This window comes from Treponema pedis (assembly GCF_017161325.1).
Taxonomy (GTDB): domain Bacteria; phylum Spirochaetota; class Spirochaetia; order Treponematales; family Treponemataceae; genus Treponema_B; species Treponema_B pedis.
Genome location: NZ_CP045670.1, coordinates 1,137,239 through 1,152,873, shown reverse-complemented (window position 1 = coordinate 1,152,873; position 15,635 = coordinate 1,137,239). Strand labels below are relative to the sequence as shown.

Genomic DNA, 15,635 nt, shown 5'->3' with positions numbered 1-15,635 from the left:
AAATTCCGGCACCGTAAAAACAGTACCGGAAGACCTTATAAATCTTAAACCGCTTCAGCTATTTTTTTGTCTATATATTCTTTTAATTCCATACCTGCAATTTTTATATCCGTAGGATTATCGCAGTTAGGTATCAATTTAAAAAAATTGATATAAAGTTTATTGTCTTTTATGTAATACTCTTCCGTATGAGCGGGAATAAAAATAATTTCGATTTCTTCATATTTGTTGTCTTTATATTTTTCTATAAACTCTTTTAAGTTTAAAGTTTTTATCGGAGCCATCATATTGTGCATTGTCTGTAAATCTTCCAAAATCCACATATTGTTATTCCAAAAACGGCTTTCCTGCTGTGTGCGGTCATTTAGACGCTCTCTGTTGGAGATGGCGGAAAGAACCCTCCGAACGGAATCTTTAGAAAATCCTTCTCCGTAAACTACTTCCATTTGAGGCTTTTCGGCAACGCTTACAAAATAATCATCACTGATTTTATCTTTTGAAGCAACGCTTTCCCAAAAGAAAACCATCATTTCCAAAACATCAAAATTAATTTTTATATTTTTCATTAAGGTTATCCTTTATATAAAATATTTTAGTATCGTTATAGTGTACACTTATACTATTTTTTATTCAATATGTCGGCTTATTATACGTAAATTTTTCATATCTTGACACTTTCCGTTTTTAGTAATACACTGATTTTACACGATAAATTTAGGAGTCGGAAATGGCAAAAAAAACGAAACTTGTTCTGGGTGTAATCGGCTCGGATTGTCATGCTGTAGGAAATAAAATTTTAGACTACTCATTAACGGAAGCCGGCTTTGAGGTGGTCAATATAGGTGTTTTAAGCCCGCAAGAGGATTTTATAAATGCCGCACTGGAAACAAATGCAGATGCAATTTTAGTTTCTTCCCTTTACGGGCAAGGAGAATTGGATTGCAAGGGTTTACGCGAAAAATGCGACGAAGCGGGTTTAAAGGGTATTAAGCTTTATGTCGGCGGAAACATTGTAGTAGGCAAACAGGATTTTACGGAAGTAAAAAAAAGATTTGAAGCCATGGGCTTTGACCATGTATATCCTCCGGGAACTTCCGTGGAAACCACCATTAACGATTTACACGCCGATTTTCCTGAAAGTGCAAGAGCGTAAATTAAGGTGAACTGTTATTTATTTGTCGATTTCGGAAGTACAAATACAAAAATTACACTTGTAGATGCCGATAAAGAAGAAATAGTGGGAACGGCAAAGGCTTATACGACCGTAGAAACCGATGTAATGATAGGTTATAAAAATGCAATAAATCTTTTGCACGAAAAAACCGGCACGGATTACACTGTAGTAAAAAGTCTTGCATGTTCTTCCGCAGCAGGCGGATTAAAAATAATTGCAATCGGTCTTGTTCCCGAACTTACAAGCGAAGCTGCAAAACGCGCCGCTCTCGGAGCGGGAGCAAAAGTTATCCATACTTACAGCCATAATTTAAACAACGGCGAAGCGGAAGAAATCGTCAATTCCAATGCCGATATTATTTTACTTGCAGGCGGAACGGACGGAGGCGACAGCAGGTGCATAACACATAATGCAAAAATGCTTGCCGATTACGGTGTAAAAGTTCCCGTAGTTGTTGCGGGAAATAAAAGCGCCGAAGATGAAATTATTGCAGTTTTTAAAGATAAGGTTAAGTACCGTATTGCCGAAAATGTAATGCCTAAAATAAATAAACTGAATGTTGAAAGTGCCAGAGAAACGATACGCGATATTTTTATGCATAATATTATTCATGCAAAGGGAATGTCGCATGTTGAAAAATCAATTGATAATATTCTCATGCCGACACCTGCCGCCGTGTTAAAAGCGGCACAAGTACTTTCCGAAGGAACGGATGAGGAAGACGGTCTTGGCGATTTGGTTATTCTCGATATAGGAGGAGCTACGACCGATGTTCATTCCGCGGCGGACGGAGACCCTACTCAAGGCTCGGTTTTTTTATACGGGCTTCCGGAAGCGTTTTTAAAACGTACCGTAGAAGGAGACCTCGGTATGCGCTACTCTCTTCCCACAGTAGCCGAAGTTTCAGGCCCGCACGGACTTCGTCATTATCTTCCGAAAGAATATAAATTCAATATCGAAGAAGAAGTAAAAAAACGGAATGAGCACACCGATTTTATTTCACAAACCGAAAAAGATATGGCTTTTGATTGTGCGGTTGCAAAGGTTTGCGCCGATGTTTCTATGAGTCGCCATGTAGGAACTTTAACTCCCGTTTATACGGGCTGCGGTGCAAGTTTTCAACAAGAAGGGAAGGATTTAACAAAGCTGCCTTACATAATAGGTACCGGCGGTATTTTAGTTTACAACCCTAATTATACGGAAATTATGAAAGCCTGTACTTTCCGTGAAGACAATCCGTTCAGTTTAAAACCTAAAAATCCCAAATTCCTTTTGGATAAAGAATATATCTTGTCCGCAATGGGACTTTTAGCAACGGAAAATCCCGGAATGGCTATCCGTATTTTAAAAAAACATTTGGTATAAGCTCTACGTCCCTATAAAATAAACAAGCGAAGCTGAAAAACGGCATATAATATCCGATGTTTGTCGAAAGGCAAACTCGACAGCGTTTTTATACAATGCTATCTGCATTGTATAAAATAAGCCTCCGTTTTTTCACCGCATGCGAAATTATGAATAAAATCAACGCAATAACGTAAGGGAACGACAGTAAAATGCCGGACGGTATTTTAAAAGACCCTTGCATAATATTTACCGCATATTCTGCGGAAGAAAATATCAACACTGCGGCGGCGCAAAAAAGCGGATTTTTATTACCTAAAAAAACCGCGGCAAGCGCCGTCCAGCCTCTTCCCGCACTGATATTGGGCGTATAAGCTGCAAGACGGAATACGAGAACGGCTCCCGCACAAGCGGAAAAAAAACCCGCTGCCGTCCATGAAAGCACTTTATATTTTTCGCAATTTTCTCCCCGTGCCGTTAACACTTCAGGAGCTTCCCCGGAATATTTTAAACTAATTCCTGAAGAAGTAAACTTTAAAAATAAAAACAATAGAACGGAAAAAAATAAAGCCGTAAAAAACGGGAAAAAATTATTTACGGGTACAAAGTTATGCGTGCTTAAAAATTCTTCAAAGGAAATAACACCCCGCTTCGATAAAAACAATTCGGAAGCCCAGGGAACAAAACCTGCCGCGAAAAGATTTAAAGAAAGCCCCGTTAAAAAAGGATTTGCTTTTGTTTTAAATGTAAATAAGGCTAAAGCAAAAAGAATCAGCGAGGTTAAAACGGAAGCAAAAATAAATCCTAAAATTTGAGAGCCTGAAATAATTGTAAATAGCGTACAAAAAAAAGCCGAAAGAATAATCGCTCCTTCCATAAAAACGGCAAGAGCGCCTGAATATTCCGTAATAAGAGCTCCGGTTACCGCAAACAAAAGCGGTGCTGAAATTTTAAGAATTGCAGAAATTAAACCGCTCATTTTAACTTCCTCATTTTAAGATATAAAAACTTTTTATACAATTTAAGATTAAAAAAATTCGCCGATATAAAAAAGAATACGGCCGCTTGTAAAAATACCGCCGTATCGAAAAATAAACTTCCCGACATTACAGCCGTATCCGAGGCGCTTTGGATAAGAGAATACAACAAAGCGGAAGGAATTATTGCAAAAAAGTTTTGCTTTGCAATTAAAGCTATTGCAAGCGCCGCCCAGCCTATTCCCGAAGAAAATTCCAAATGACAAAAATGCCAAGTTCCCGTTATTGCAAAAAAACCCGTAAGCCCGTGCATACCGGACGAAACGGACATACCTGCAAGGCTCGGAGCCTTTGCGGAAAAACCTGCAAACTTTGCAAACTCCGGAGCTTTACCTGAAATATTTAAATGATAACCGTACTTTGTTTTTGAAAAAAACAGGATAAAAAATACGGCGATTATAATTGCAAAAATAAACGAAACATTTAATGTCGAAGGCGGAAAAAAAAGAGTTAATTTAAATTCATCATTAATTGAAGGCATTGCCAAAAGATTTCCGTCGGTATCTCTGAACGGTCCGCTTATTAAATAATTCAATACGGGAACAACGGCGCTTGAAAGTAAAAATGAAGTTAAAAGCTCATTTGCATTAAATTTATTTTTTAAAATACCTGAAATAAAACCTATCAATGCGGTTAAAATAAACACTGTAAACAACGAAACCGTAAACTGAACAAAGGGGCCGCAACTCCAAACCTCTTGCAATAAAAGCGAAGTTAAAAAACCTGCAAAATAAATTTGCCCCTCACCTCCTAAATTAAAACTTCCGCATTTAAATGCAAATAAGGCCCCGCATGATGCAAGTAAAAAAAGAGATGCCTTGTTAAGCATATTTCCGAAATACCAAACTGAAGAAAAAGGTGTAATAAAAAATTCGCGCAATGCCTCGGCGGGATTTTTTGCGGCAACCGCAATGAGAATTATAATTACAAATATACCTAAAAAAAAATGCCGGAGCCGAAGCCGGCAGCCTTACCTTTTTCAATCTTCGCGTCCTAAAAAATATACGGCATCAAAATAATTTTTATATAAAGCCGTATCAAATTCTTTTGTTAGAATTATAACGGTTTTTCCGTTTTCTGCAACCGTATGAAATTTTTTCATTAACATTTCCGTAGTTGCAGCGTCCAAGCCCCATGCAGGTTCACAGGCAATAATTATTTCAGGATTTTCCGAAAGAGCCCTGGATAAAATAATACGTTGAAGCTGACCTCCTGAAAGAGTTCCTGCAAGACGTCCCGGTACCGCATTTATGTTTTCTTCTTTTAAAATTTTCTCCGCAAAGGCTGAAAACTCCCGTTTATTTAAAAAATTCTTTTTTAAATTATAGCAGTTTAAAATTTCCTCTATAGTTAATACGGAATTTGAAGCCCTGTAATTTCTGTCGGAAGGAATAAAGGCGATTTTATGTTTTAATAAAACGGAAGGCGTTATTTTTTTTATCGGAATAATTGTATTGCCGTTTAATGTGTTTATTTCAATAAAATTATTTTTAGAATCTTCTTTTGCCATTAACATTTGTACATTACTCATACCAGAAATAATATTTTCCAAAAGCTCCAAACCGCTGTTGGGAAAACCTATAACACCTGTAATTTTCCCCTGCTTTGCCTGTAACTTAAAATTATTTACAAAAGGAATTTTGTTTTTATTAAAACAAAGAGAAACCGTAAAACTTATCTTTGATTTCAGAGTGTCCCCGTTTTTTTTATCCGGTAAATTTAAAAACGTTTTTTTTAAAAACATTTTTTCTTTTATAAAATCTTCCGCACCGTTCTTTTCGATTAAAACGGAAGTCAAAAAAGTCCCGTGCAGTTTCCCGTTTTTTAAAACCGAAATTTTATCCGAAGCGTTTATTGCATCGGAAACATTATGTGTAATTAAAATAACTCCCAAGCTTTTTTCTTTGCATACGGTTTTTAATAAAGTAAAAAATTCGGCACGCCCGTTTTTTGAAAAAACTGCGGCAGGCTCGTCCAAGATTAAAAATGCGGGATTTCTATAAAGAGCCGAAAACATTGCCGTATAAAATTTCTTATCCGATGAAAGATTTTTTACGCATTCATTTAAATTAAGCCGTACTTTCCAAAGCGACTTTAAATCTTCAATTTTTTGTTTTTCGCTTTTAATATTTAAGACGGAAAAAATATTCTTTTTGGGAGCACCGATAATTATATTTTCAAAAACGGTTGCATTTTCCGCAAGGCGGGGCTGCTGATGCACGATTGCAATTCCGGCATTTAAGGCATCATTAGGAGAATTAAAAGAGTACGTTTTATCTGCAATTTTAATTAAGCCGCCTGTAGGAGGGATAAGTCCTGAAAGTATATTTACAAGAGTGGACTTTCCCGCTCCGTTTTCGCCCAGCAAGGCATGTATTTCCGAAGTGAAAAACTTTATATTAACATCGGTTAATGCGGTATTTGTAAAAATTTCTCCGGTAGTTTTATTTTCGGTTTTATAGGTTTTACAAATACCGCTTAATTCAGCCGTTCCGTTTTTTTTCAAAATCGTAACTGCCGGTTTTATTTTATTGAAAGGTCCAAAGAACCGTCCGCTATTTTTTTTAACATAGCTTCCTGTTTATTGCGGATTTCTTCCGGCACGGTTTCTATATAAATAGGGTCATCTGAAATAAAATTAACATAACCGTCTTTAATGCCGAGCGTATTTGAAGAACCCTCGTTTAACCTTCCTTCGATAAAATTAAGGGTTTGTTCGTAAGCCAATTGTTTTTGTTTCATTTCGGAGCTTGATACTACGTAGCCTTCCGCCTTTGCATAACCGTTATCATCAAACCACGAAACATAAAAACCCAATTCCTTTGCGGCGGCAAGAACACCCTGATTCGCTCCGCCTGAAATAGGCATAATTACATCGGCACCGTCTTCGTACATTGCACGGGCAAGCTCCGCACCCTTTGCGGCATCGTACCAGTTTCCGACAATTCTAAAATCGACGGTAAAATCATTATCGGCAGCCCTTGCTCCTTCTAAAAAAGCGGGCAAAATAGTGTTAAGCATTGCAGGATATTCCTGACCTGCAATAAGCCCGAGTTTTTTTTCCGCATTTGCATATTTCATATTGCTTAAACTTACAAGCGCCGAAATATAACCTGCAATATAAGCCTGTTCTCTTTGATTATAACGGAAAGTAGTTATCATCGGATTTCCTTCCGAGTAAGCGTCTAAAAGCAAAAACTTTTGATTCGGAAATTGTTTTGAAACAGGTTCCGCTATTTGCGGAAGAGAAGGATTGGAAGAAATAATTAAGCCGTATTTTCCGTCTACTGCAAGAGAGGTCAGCTTTGTTCCCCAATCCGCCTGATTGGTTCCGGCTTCCAAAATTTTTACCTCTACATTTTTTCCGTTTCGGTTTGCAAAATTGACGGCTTCTTCCACTCCGGAAGCAAGCATTTCATACACGGGACTTCCCGCACGTACGCCCGGCAAAAAAACCGCAATATTCATTTGCGAGTCGGTTTGTTTATTTTCGGTTTTATTGCAGGAATAAAATACGAAAATAAAAACACAGGATAAAACAGTAAAAATTATTTTTTTCATAATATATAATATAACAAAATTAGAAAAAATAAACTAGGGCTTACGAAATTAAAACGGATTTAAATTACAATTAAAAGAATTCTTTTACCTTTTCTTTAAAGCAATTTCCTCTGTCAAATTCGTTTTTAAACATTCCGAAACTTGCAGCCCCCGGAGAAAATAAAACGGTATCGCCGGATTTTAATTCGGATTTTGCCGCTAAAAGAAGTTCATCTAAACTTGAAAAAGCACCCTGATATTTAATTCCGCGTTTTTCCAACATTGGAATAAGTAAATCGGTTCCGGAGCCTTGAAGCAAAAATACACTTTTTGCAAGATGAGCATTTTCGGCAAGAGGAGTAAAATCCAAACACTTATTCGTACCGCCGCAAATTAAAACGGGAGACTCCGTAAAAGCGTTTAATGCGGCCGTTACCGCTTCGGGTATCGTTGCGGCCGTATCGTTATAAAATTTAATTCCGTCTGTTTCATAAAAAAATTCCATACGGTGTTCTATACCCGCATATTCATTCATGACGGTAAAAACTTCTCTAGGCTCCGCTCCGTATAAAACTAAAGCCAATGCGGCATTTAAAACATTTTGTTTTAACTTTACGCCCGGCACTTTACAATTTGCGGAAAGAAGCCGTACGGTTTCATCCTCCCCGTTGCCCGCCGATTTATAAACCCCGTTTCCGGCCTTATCGAAAAAAACTCCGCTTAAATTTTCAGGCAATTTATTTTCGCCGTACCAAAAAACTTTTGCTGCGGTTTCAGCTGCAAACGAAGAGCCCCATGTATCATCATAATTGCAAATTAAAAAATCCTTATTATTCATATTTTTATAAATAAGTTTTTTATCCGCAACATATTTTTCCATTGTGCCGTACCAATTTAAATGGTCGGGCATTATAGGAGTGATAATTGCAATTTTAGGTTTTAATGAATTTGCATTTTTTAAATCGGCAAGCTGCCAGCTTGAAAGCTCAAGCACGACAGGTGTTGCACCGTTTGTCTTTTCCAAAAATGAAAGGGGGCTTACCGTAATATTTCCGCCTAAAAAAGCATTAAACTTAAGTTTTTTTAAACCGTAGTAAAGAGCGCTCACGGTAGACGATTTTCCTTTACTGCCCGTTACCGCTAAAATAGGAGCCTTTGACATTGCAAGAAAAACGGAAATGTCGGATTCGATTTGTTTTGCTTCCTGTAAATATTTATTCCCTTCAAGTTTAACTCCCGGATTTTTAATTACAACATCGGCATTTTTAAAATCGTCAATGCGGTGTTCACCCAATATAAAGCGTATGTTCGGGAACTTTTTTAACTTTTCGATTGAAGGAGCCAATTCTTCCGCCCGCTTTAAATCGGTAACCGTTACCCTTGCACCATGCCGTGCAAAAAAATCGGCGGTTGCAGAGCCGCCTCCGTTTAAGCCTAAGCCCATGACCGTAACGGATAAATTTTTAATATTTTGCAATGATATTTCCATAATAAATAAGTATAGCAAAAAAAGGAGGAATAATAAAGCGGCGCTTCCGAGCGGATTCGCATCTGTAAAAGTTAAAAATAAGGAAAAATAAACATAGATGAGTTCAGTTACTTCCACCCTATGCTTTTTTGAGAGCTTAAAAAAGCATAGGATTAATAAAGATAGGATTATACACCTGCCGCTTTTAAAAAACTTGTCTTTAAAACGGCAGCAGGGGTTAATCAATACTGTCCGATTCTTTCTTCAGGATAGCCTGACTCTACTAAAAGCTCCTTTATTCTTTCAAAATTCGGACCCGATTTTATAAGAACTTTTTTGCAAAAATCATCTTCTTTGCTTCCAAAAGGATGACCGAGTATAAGGGTTATGCTTTCAGGCAGTTTTATTTCTGCATTTGTACAACCGCAAAAAACGTCATAACTCATTGCGGTAAGAAGTGTGCAGGCAGATAAGTCCACATTTGTTAAGCCCGTACAGCCTGAAAAAGCTGTATGGCCTATTTGAAAAAGGGCTGTACAGGCGGATAGGTCTAAGCTTGTTATGCCCGTACAGTTTTCAAAAACTCTCTGGCCTATTCCTGTAATAGCCCAACCCCTTACTTTATGCGGTATTACCATAACGGAAGGAAGTTCTTCTTTTTTGCACGTATACCCGGCTATGGTACCATAGTAAAGTTTAAAAATACTATTCTGATTTTCATTGCTTGTGTTGCCTGTGCTACCCGCATTGCCTGTGTTACCTGTATTACTTGTGTTAGTATTTTTAGGCGCACCATTCGGGCAGCCTGCCAAAAGTCCGGCAACCAATACCAATGCAGTAAAAATTACCGCTCCAACAAAAGATTTTCTTTTACTTTGTTTCATTTTTTTCTCCTTGCGTTTATGCCCGCCGGCTTTTTCCTATATTTGTAAGCTCCGATATATTCGAAAGACGCTGCACCGATTGCCCCGTAAAAACTCAAGGGGTTAAACCGCTTTAAAAAATTAAAAAATAAAAATGTCGATTTATTTTTAAAGAGGTAAATATATAAAAAAACGCATAAGACAAAGTAAAAAAAGCGTCTTATGCGTTTATTATTAAAAAGAAAAATATCTATGTTTTCAGTTAATTTATAGACTGTGTTGTTTTGATATAGAGGGGGGGGGGGGACTATACGATATTTTCCCACTTTTTGTCTAGGGGTTTTTGAGTAAGTATTTAAATTTTTTTCTAAATAAATATCTTTTTGTACCATAGTAAACATTATAAAAAGCAAGGCAGATTTTGTCAAGGCTTAAGATACCGAAATTAAAAATAATTGCGGTATCTTTAAGTATTTTAATCCGGCTTATACGTTAAATTTAAAAAATATAATATCTCCGTCCCGTACTGTGTAGGCCTTGCCTTCTTGGCGGTAGCGGCCCGCTTCTTTTATTTTTTGTTCCGAGCCGTATTTTACAAAGTCGTCAAACCCGTAAACTTCCGCTTTTATAAATCCGCGTTCAAAATCGGTATGAATTACTCCGGCAGCCTTAGGGGCGGTATCTCCTGCATGTATTGTCCAAGCCCGGCATTCATCTTCTCCTGCGGTAAAAAAGGTTCTAAGCCCGATTAAATTATAGGCGGCCCTTGCAAGCTGCGAAAGGCCCGATTCTTCCAAGCCCGCTTCGGCTAAAAATGTAAGGCGCTCTTCTTCGCTTTCCAAATCGGAAAGTTCCGCTTCGAATTTACCGCAAATTATTACAACGTCCGCACCTTCGGCTTCCGCAATTTTTTTTACCGCCCGTACGTATTCATTATCGCCGGTCATTCCGTTTTCATCAACATTGCAGACATACATTTGAGGCTTCATTGTAATTAAATGTGTGTCGTATATTGCATCTTTTTCTTCATCGGTTAAATCGGCTAAGCGGGCGCCCTTTCCGTCCTGTAAAAGAGGCCGTATTTTTTCGATTGCCTTTATAACGACCGCCGCTTCTTTTTGAGCTTCTTTACTCATGCGCATAGCTTTTTCCGCTCTTTCGGTACGCTTATCCAAACTCGCCAAGTCGGCAAGGGCAAGTTCAATGTTAATGGTTTCTATATCGGCAACAGGGTCTATTTTTCCGGCAACGTGGACTATATCGTCATTATCAAAACAGCGGACAACGTGGGCTATAACTCCCACCTCCCGTATGTGCGATAAAAATTGATTGCCCAATCCTTCGCCTTTGGAGGCACCCTTTACAAGGCCCGCAATATCGACAAATTCTACGGCTGCCGGTATAACACGCTTGGGGTTAAAATGTTCCGCCAAGAGTTTCAGCCTTTTATCGGGCAAATTTACAATTCCTATATTGGGGTTAATTGTGCAAAACGGATAATTGGCGGCTTCCGCAGGAGCGTTTGTTAATGCCGAAAATATGGTCGATTTACCTACATTGGGTAACCCGACAATTCCGCAGTTTATAGCCATTTTTTCACCTCTTATTTTTCCCAGATAAGTCTTTCGGGCATATAAAGATAAATGCCTTTTTCGGAATTAAGCGTTAAAAATTCAAACGCCGCATATAAATCGGCAAAGCCAAGTTGTTTTAATACGGAGCTGTCGGCACCGTTTAAAAAATTTTTTATAACTTCCTGTGTAAGCGTAAGAGATTTTTTTATCGGTTTTATAGAAAAACCGCCTTGAATGTTTGCAAGTTTTGCGGCATAAGAAGCGGCGTCATTAAAAGAACCCAGCTCGTCTACAAGTTTCAGCTTTAATGCCTGTTCGCCGGAATAAATTTTGCCGCCTGCCAAGTCCGCTACAGTTTCAACGGGTATGTTCCTGCCTGAAGAAACGGTTTGTATAAAGGTTTCGTAAATATGCATAATTTCAAGCTGCCTTGCATCAAGTTCTTCGACGGAGGGGTCTTCAAAAATGGAATGGCCCGGTTTTTGCCCCGCATACACCAAATCGGCGGTAATTCCCAGATGTTTTTTCAATGCGGTTTGAAACGAGGGTGCCGTACCCAATACGCCGATTGAACCTGTAATTGTATACGGACTTGCAAAGATATAATCGGCGGAAGAGGAAATCCAGTATGCGCCCGAGGCCGCTACCGAACCCATAGAAACTACAACCGGTAAGCCCGATTTTTTTGCTCTTTCGATTGCTCTGCGTATTTCTTCGGAAGCGAAAACCTCGCCTCCTCCGGAGTCGATACGGAGAACAATCGCTTTAACGGACGGGTCATCTTGAGCCATATCGAAAAGTTCAATCAGCTTTGAGCTTACCGCCGCTTCCTGTGTATTTTTGGAAGAGCCCGTAATAGCTCCGTTTAAGTAAATAACGGCTACCGAATTCTTTGACGGTATTTCGGTAAAGTTTAAATTATAATCGCCGTAACTTATTGTATTTACCGAAGACATAAAGGTCTCACCGTCCGCAAAACCGATTTTTACCGCAAATTCGTCTACCGAAGCAATATCGGTAACAAGCCCTTCTTCCAAGGCCGCCCGTGCGGTATCTCCCGAGTACTTTTTTACAATAGCGAAATTATGCTCCGCAAAGTTTTTAATTTTTTCGGGAGCAATGTTTAAATTGCCCGAAATATCGGAAACGTATTTATTCCATAAAGCGTCAAATGCCGATTTTAAATTCGAGCGGACATTTTCCGAAAGGTTTTCGCGGGAATAGGTTTCCGCCATACCCTTATATTTCCCAGCCTGTAAAACATTCCACTTAATGCCGAATTTATCTTCCAAACCCTTGTAAAAAACGGGACGGGATTTAAACCCTGCAAACGAGATTTCTCCTAAAGGGTCGATTCCGATTCTGTCGGCATAAGATGCAAGATAAAATGAAGATGTTCCGTAATTTACGGAATAAGCATAAATCTTTTTGCCCGATTTTTTAAACTCCGAAATTGCACCGCCTAATTCCGCCAAGTGTCCCGAAGAAAGGCCCGACAGTTCCGAAAAATCCAAATAGAGCGAGGTTACCCGTCTGTCGTAAGCCGCATTTTTAATTGCCTTTGTTAAATCGCTTATTAAAACAACGGAATTTTTATAAAGACCTATAGATGTAAAAGGGAAAAAATCGCCTTCGGTTTCCGCTGCCACGCCTACCGGAGCAACCCTTAAAACCGTATTTTCTATAATGCGTGAAAAGGTCTTTTTTTGAGGTGAAGGCACCGAGCCCATTATTCCCATAAAGCTGAAAAAGAAAAGAAAGAATACAATGTTAATTATAAGTAATCGGATAAAATTTATTCCGCGAAAAAGGGTTCTGAAAAACCCGCCTTTTTTTCTCTGATTTGTCGAGTTGTCGTCCATAAGATTAGCTAATTACTCCTTAAAAATAATATTCGGAGTATAATAACAAAAAAAAAGAATTATGACAATCGGAGAAAATATATATTTTGTCTTTATATTACAGTTTACCGGTAAAGATTTCTTTTAATTGGTCGAGTATCTGTCCGCCGCCCGTTACGGATATTTGGTTTATCTTTTCGCTTATTTTGTCTATATATTCAAGCTCTTTTAATTTTAATAAAAGCGAATTTTCTTCCATCAGTTTTGCAGTGTTAAGAAGGCTTCGCGTAGAAGCGGTTTCTTCCCTGCGGGTAATAACATTTGCCTGAGCTTTTTTTTCCGCAATTAAAACTTGGTTGATGATGTCGCGTATTTCACCCGGCAGAATAATATCTTTTAATCCTGAAAAGATAATCGTTACTCCGAGTTTTTCTTCATGCGTTTTAAGTATATTTATTACAAACTTGTTGACTTCTTCTTTTTTCTCAAGCAATTCATCAAATGTCATAGTTCCTATGTATTCGCGTAAAGCAAGCTGTAAGCAGGTATAAAGCTGACTTTCATAGTCTTCCGTTTCGGCTAAGGCTTTTATAGGGTCTGCGATTTTATATTGACAAACAAAATTTAATCTAAGAGAAATTTTGTCCTTTGTAAGTATTTCCTGTCCTGAAATTTCAATTTGACGGGAGCGCATATCCGCTTTAATGATATTTACGAGTTTGCTTCCTTTCCAAAAATAATAAGAGCCGGCCTCAAGTATTTTGATAAAAGTTTTATCTATGAATAAAAGGCCTTTTTCGTAAGACTCCACCGTTTCGCGTATAATATAATCTTGTAAAAAATTACTGTTTATAACTTCTTCACTTATTATTCCGGTGTCGATACAGGGATTGTTTAAATCCGCAGTTATAAATTCTTTTTTGTGATTATTTTTCCAAAAAATATGTTTACCTGCCGTCAATACATCTTTAAAAATTCCGTCATCAAAATATAAGGCGATGTTATTATCCTGTAATTCAACAAATTCGACTTGTTCCGTAAAGTCTTTATTAAGTAAAAGAGTTGTTTTATCGGCATTCGTGCACAGCTCTTCGTAAACGGAATGTTTTTCTATTTTGTAGTTTTTTAAATTTAAAAAAAAGCAAGGCCCCAGCAATTTTATAAATTTTCCGTGTTTAAATAATAAGGCTCTTTCATCATATTGTATACGCATACTGCTCCTCCATAATAAACGGCTTTTGCCTAAAAGCAAGCCGGCAGTGTCAATAAAAAGCGGCAACAGGTTTTCACCGAAGCGGGGCGGATTTCGGCTTAAGAAATATTTACAAACATTATTTTTATTTTACGGCATAGCCGAAACGCCGTAACCGGTTACAATGCAACCGGCACATTTCCGGCACGGTATAAAATATGCAAATGATGTAAACAATTTCGGTATCCGCCGCAATTCAAAGCCCGTTACCGATTTGCATTATTCGGAAAATTCCGCATAAGTGCCGAAAACCGATTAGCCGCTTAAAAGAGGTCCGTTTTAAAAGAGACCGGCTTTCCCAATATCTTTCAACCGTGAAATTCCATACTTAAAGGTATGTATAGCGGGAGTCGAACCCGATAAAGATTTATCTTAAATACCGGAATATCGAATGCTATTGCCCGATGCCGCAGCGCTTTTTTGAAACGCTTCGTATATTAAGAATAATCGAAAATTATTTTACATAAAATAAAAATAATATTCAAGCTAATAGATAATTTTTTTAATAACTTAAACCGAAGACTTAAAAAAAATATAAAAAGGCCTCCCTCCCGCTCCCGTTTACAGCCGCAAATAAAAAATATATAATTGCAAAATAAAAATTACGGAGAAGCTATATGCCTGAAAAATCTTTAAACGGGTATAATCTTAAATTAAAGCCCGATTATATTCAGCTTTTACAAAGCGAAGGCTTTTCAAAAAAAAGAGTTGTTGCGGCGCTTTCGGCTTATATACTTGTTTACTTTATACTGATTGCAATTTTTTTTATTATAATTGAGGTTATATTAAAAATAAGCGGAAATTCAAATACCTTTTCACAATTTTTAAATTTCGATACTGAAGACTTTCCATTTTCGGATAAATTTACCGATATTATTTTATTCTTGTTATTTCCTACAGGTATGATTACAAATAAAATAGTCTTTAAAAAAAAGGCCGGAAATTTAATATCGGTATTCGGTAAATTCCGCTTATCTTGGTTTTTTATATGCCTTGCGGTTTTAACGCCGATAGCTGCGGTTTGTATAATAGGACAAACCTTTTTGGACGGCATACCCGAGTTTATTTTTTCAAAGTCAACTCTTTTTGCGGTTTTTCTTACCCTGCTTTTTACTCCTCTTCAGTGTGCGGGAGAAGAAATGCTTTTTCGCGGTTGGGGTTTACAGGTTTTCGGTATTATGTTTAAAAACAAAAATACCGCATGGATATTGATGTCTTTTACTCTTTCACTTTTGTTCTCAATTGCCCACTTCCCCGCAAATATTTGGGTGGGACTTGAGCTGTTTGTTTCCGCAATACTTTGGTGCGCTTTAATTTATATTACGGGAGGCATGGAAGCGGGAATTATTTTACATTCGCTTAACAATTTATTTTTAGGTATTATATCCGACTTAACGGCGGGAGAAATGACATTCGATGCAAGCGATATCGAAGCTGGTTTTTCCCGGGAAGGAGCGACGCTTTCAATATCGGGGGATATTGTTATGTTTATTGCGGTTATCCTTCTTTGGAAAAAAATACAAAAGTACGCAAAAAGTTAAA

The 15,635-nt window shown here is 37.8% G+C and carries 13 protein-coding genes; 3 read left to right on the top strand and 10 right to left on the bottom strand.

Features of this window, described 5'->3' with window-relative positions:
• Nucleotides 1-44: 44 nt before the first annotated feature.
• On the bottom strand, nt 45-566 hold the full coding sequence (locus DYQ05_RS05020; RefSeq protein ID WP_024468189.1) for a TDE2712 family protein: 522 nt from the start codon (nt 564-566) through the stop codon (nt 45-47).
• A 161-nt stretch (nt 567-727) separates the two neighbouring features.
• Between DYQ05_RS05020 and glmS the strand changes: the two genes are divergently transcribed.
• Both glmS and glmL read left to right on the top strand, forming a co-directional pair.
• Nucleotides 728-1,153 carry a methylaspartate mutase subunit S gene (gene glmS / locus DYQ05_RS05015; protein ID WP_020964859.1) on the top strand — a complete coding sequence of 142 codons (426 nt, stop codon included), beginning with the start codon at nt 728-730 and terminating at the stop codon, nt 1,151-1,153.
• A gap of 6 nt (nt 1,154-1,159) precedes the next feature.
• Nucleotides 1,160-2,539 (top strand): methylaspartate mutase accessory protein GlmL, encoded by a 1,380-nt coding sequence (gene glmL / locus DYQ05_RS05010; RefSeq protein ID WP_020964858.1) that lies wholly within the window; start codon nt 1,160-1,162, stop codon nt 2,537-2,539.
• Between the two features lie 88 nt (nt 2,540-2,627).
• Here the strand turns inward: glmL and DYQ05_RS05005 are convergent, their stop codons facing one another.
• The 9 genes from DYQ05_RS05005 to DYQ05_RS04965 all read right to left on the bottom strand — a co-directional run bounded on the left by DYQ05_RS05005 (nt 2,628) and on the right by DYQ05_RS04965 (nt 14,054).
• Nucleotides 2,628-3,497 carry an ABC transporter permease subunit gene (locus tag DYQ05_RS05005; protein WP_024470231.1) on the bottom strand — a complete coding sequence of 290 codons (870 nt, stop codon included), beginning with the start codon at nt 3,495-3,497 and terminating at the stop codon, nt 2,628-2,630.
• Nucleotides 3,494-4,435: an ABC transporter permease gene (locus DYQ05_RS05000; protein ID WP_252723524.1), complete on the bottom strand. Its 942-nt coding sequence runs from the start codon at nt 4,433-4,435 to the stop codon at nt 3,494-3,496. The genes DYQ05_RS05005 and DYQ05_RS05000 overlap by 4 nt, the downstream gene beginning before the upstream one ends.
• Nucleotides 4,436-4,534: 99 nt before the next feature.
• Nucleotides 4,535-6,061 (bottom strand): ATP-binding cassette domain-containing protein, encoded by a 1,527-nt coding sequence (locus DYQ05_RS04995; protein WP_206183962.1) that lies wholly within the window; start codon nt 6,059-6,061, stop codon nt 4,535-4,537.
• Between the two features lie 17 nt (nt 6,062-6,078).
• Nucleotides 6,079-7,116, bottom strand: a complete 1,038-nt coding sequence (locus DYQ05_RS04990; protein WP_194076543.1) for a BMP family ABC transporter substrate-binding protein — start codon at nt 7,114-7,116, stop codon at nt 6,079-6,081.
• A 70-nt stretch (nt 7,117-7,186) separates the two neighbouring features.
• Nucleotides 7,187-8,584, bottom strand: coding sequence for a UDP-N-acetylmuramoyl-L-alanine--D-glutamate ligase (gene murD, locus DYQ05_RS04985; RefSeq protein WP_206183961.1), 1,398 nt, complete (start codon nt 8,582-8,584; stop codon nt 7,187-7,189).
• 221 nt (nt 8,585-8,805) lie between these two features.
• Nucleotides 8,806-9,447 (bottom strand): leucine-rich repeat protein, encoded by a 642-nt coding sequence (locus DYQ05_RS04980; protein WP_020964852.1) that lies wholly within the window; start codon nt 9,445-9,447, stop codon nt 8,806-8,808.
• A gap of 464 nt (nt 9,448-9,911) precedes the next feature.
• Entirely contained in the window at nt 9,912-11,018 is a 1,107-nt protein-coding gene (gene ychF / locus DYQ05_RS04975; protein WP_020964849.1) for a redox-regulated ATPase YchF, read from the bottom strand.
• Nucleotides 11,019-11,029: 11 nt separating this feature from the next.
• Complete coding sequence (sppA, locus tag DYQ05_RS04970) at nt 11,030-12,862, bottom strand: signal peptide peptidase SppA (RefSeq protein ID WP_206183960.1); 1,833 nt, start codon at nt 12,860-12,862, stop codon at nt 11,030-11,032.
• A 97-nt stretch (nt 12,863-12,959) separates the two neighbouring features.
• Nucleotides 12,960-14,054 (bottom strand): slipin family protein, encoded by a 1,095-nt coding sequence (locus DYQ05_RS04965; RefSeq protein ID WP_206183959.1) that lies wholly within the window; start codon nt 14,052-14,054, stop codon nt 12,960-12,962.
• A 656-nt stretch (nt 14,055-14,710) separates the two neighbouring features.
• Between DYQ05_RS04965 and DYQ05_RS04960 the strand changes: the two genes are divergently transcribed.
• Nucleotides 14,711-15,634, top strand: a complete 924-nt coding sequence (locus DYQ05_RS04960) for a CPBP family intramembrane glutamic endopeptidase (protein ID WP_206183958.1) — start codon at nt 14,711-14,713, stop codon at nt 15,632-15,634.
• The last annotated feature ends 1 nt before the right edge of the window (nt 15,635 follow it).

Coding starts and splice junctions, on each gene's coding strand:
- DYQ05_RS05020 (WP_024468189.1), bottom strand. CDS start 566: ATGAAAAATATAAAAATTAATTTTGATGTTTTGGAAATGATGGTTTTC.
- glmS (WP_020964859.1), top strand. CDS start 728: ATGGCAAAAAAAACGAAACTTGTTCTGGGTGTAATCGGCTCGGATTGT.
- DYQ05_RS05005 (WP_024470231.1), bottom strand. CDS start 3,497: ATGAGCGGTTTAATTTCTGCAATTCTTAAAATTTCAGCACCGCTTTTG.
- DYQ05_RS04990 (WP_194076543.1), bottom strand. CDS start 7,116: ATGAAAAAAATAATTTTTACTGTTTTATCCTGTGTTTTTATTTTCGTA.
- murD (WP_206183961.1), bottom strand. CDS start 8,584: ATGGAAATATCATTGCAAAATATTAAAAATTTATCCGTTACGGTCATG.
- DYQ05_RS04980 (WP_020964852.1), bottom strand. CDS start 9,447: ATGAAACAAAGTAAAAGAAAATCTTTTGTTGGAGCGGTAATTTTTACT.
- ychF (WP_020964849.1), bottom strand. CDS start 11,018: ATGGCTATAAACTGCGGAATTGTCGGGTTACCCAATGTAGGTAAATCG.
- sppA (WP_206183960.1), bottom strand. CDS start 12,862: ATGGACGACAACTCGACAAATCAGAGAAAAAAAGGCGGGTTTTTCAGA.
- DYQ05_RS04965 (WP_206183959.1), bottom strand. CDS start 14,054: ATGCGTATACAATATGATGAAAGAGCCTTATTATTTAAACACGGAAAA.
- DYQ05_RS04960 (WP_206183958.1), top strand. CDS start 14,711: ATGCCTGAAAAATCTTTAAACGGGTATAATCTTAAATTAAAGCCCGAT.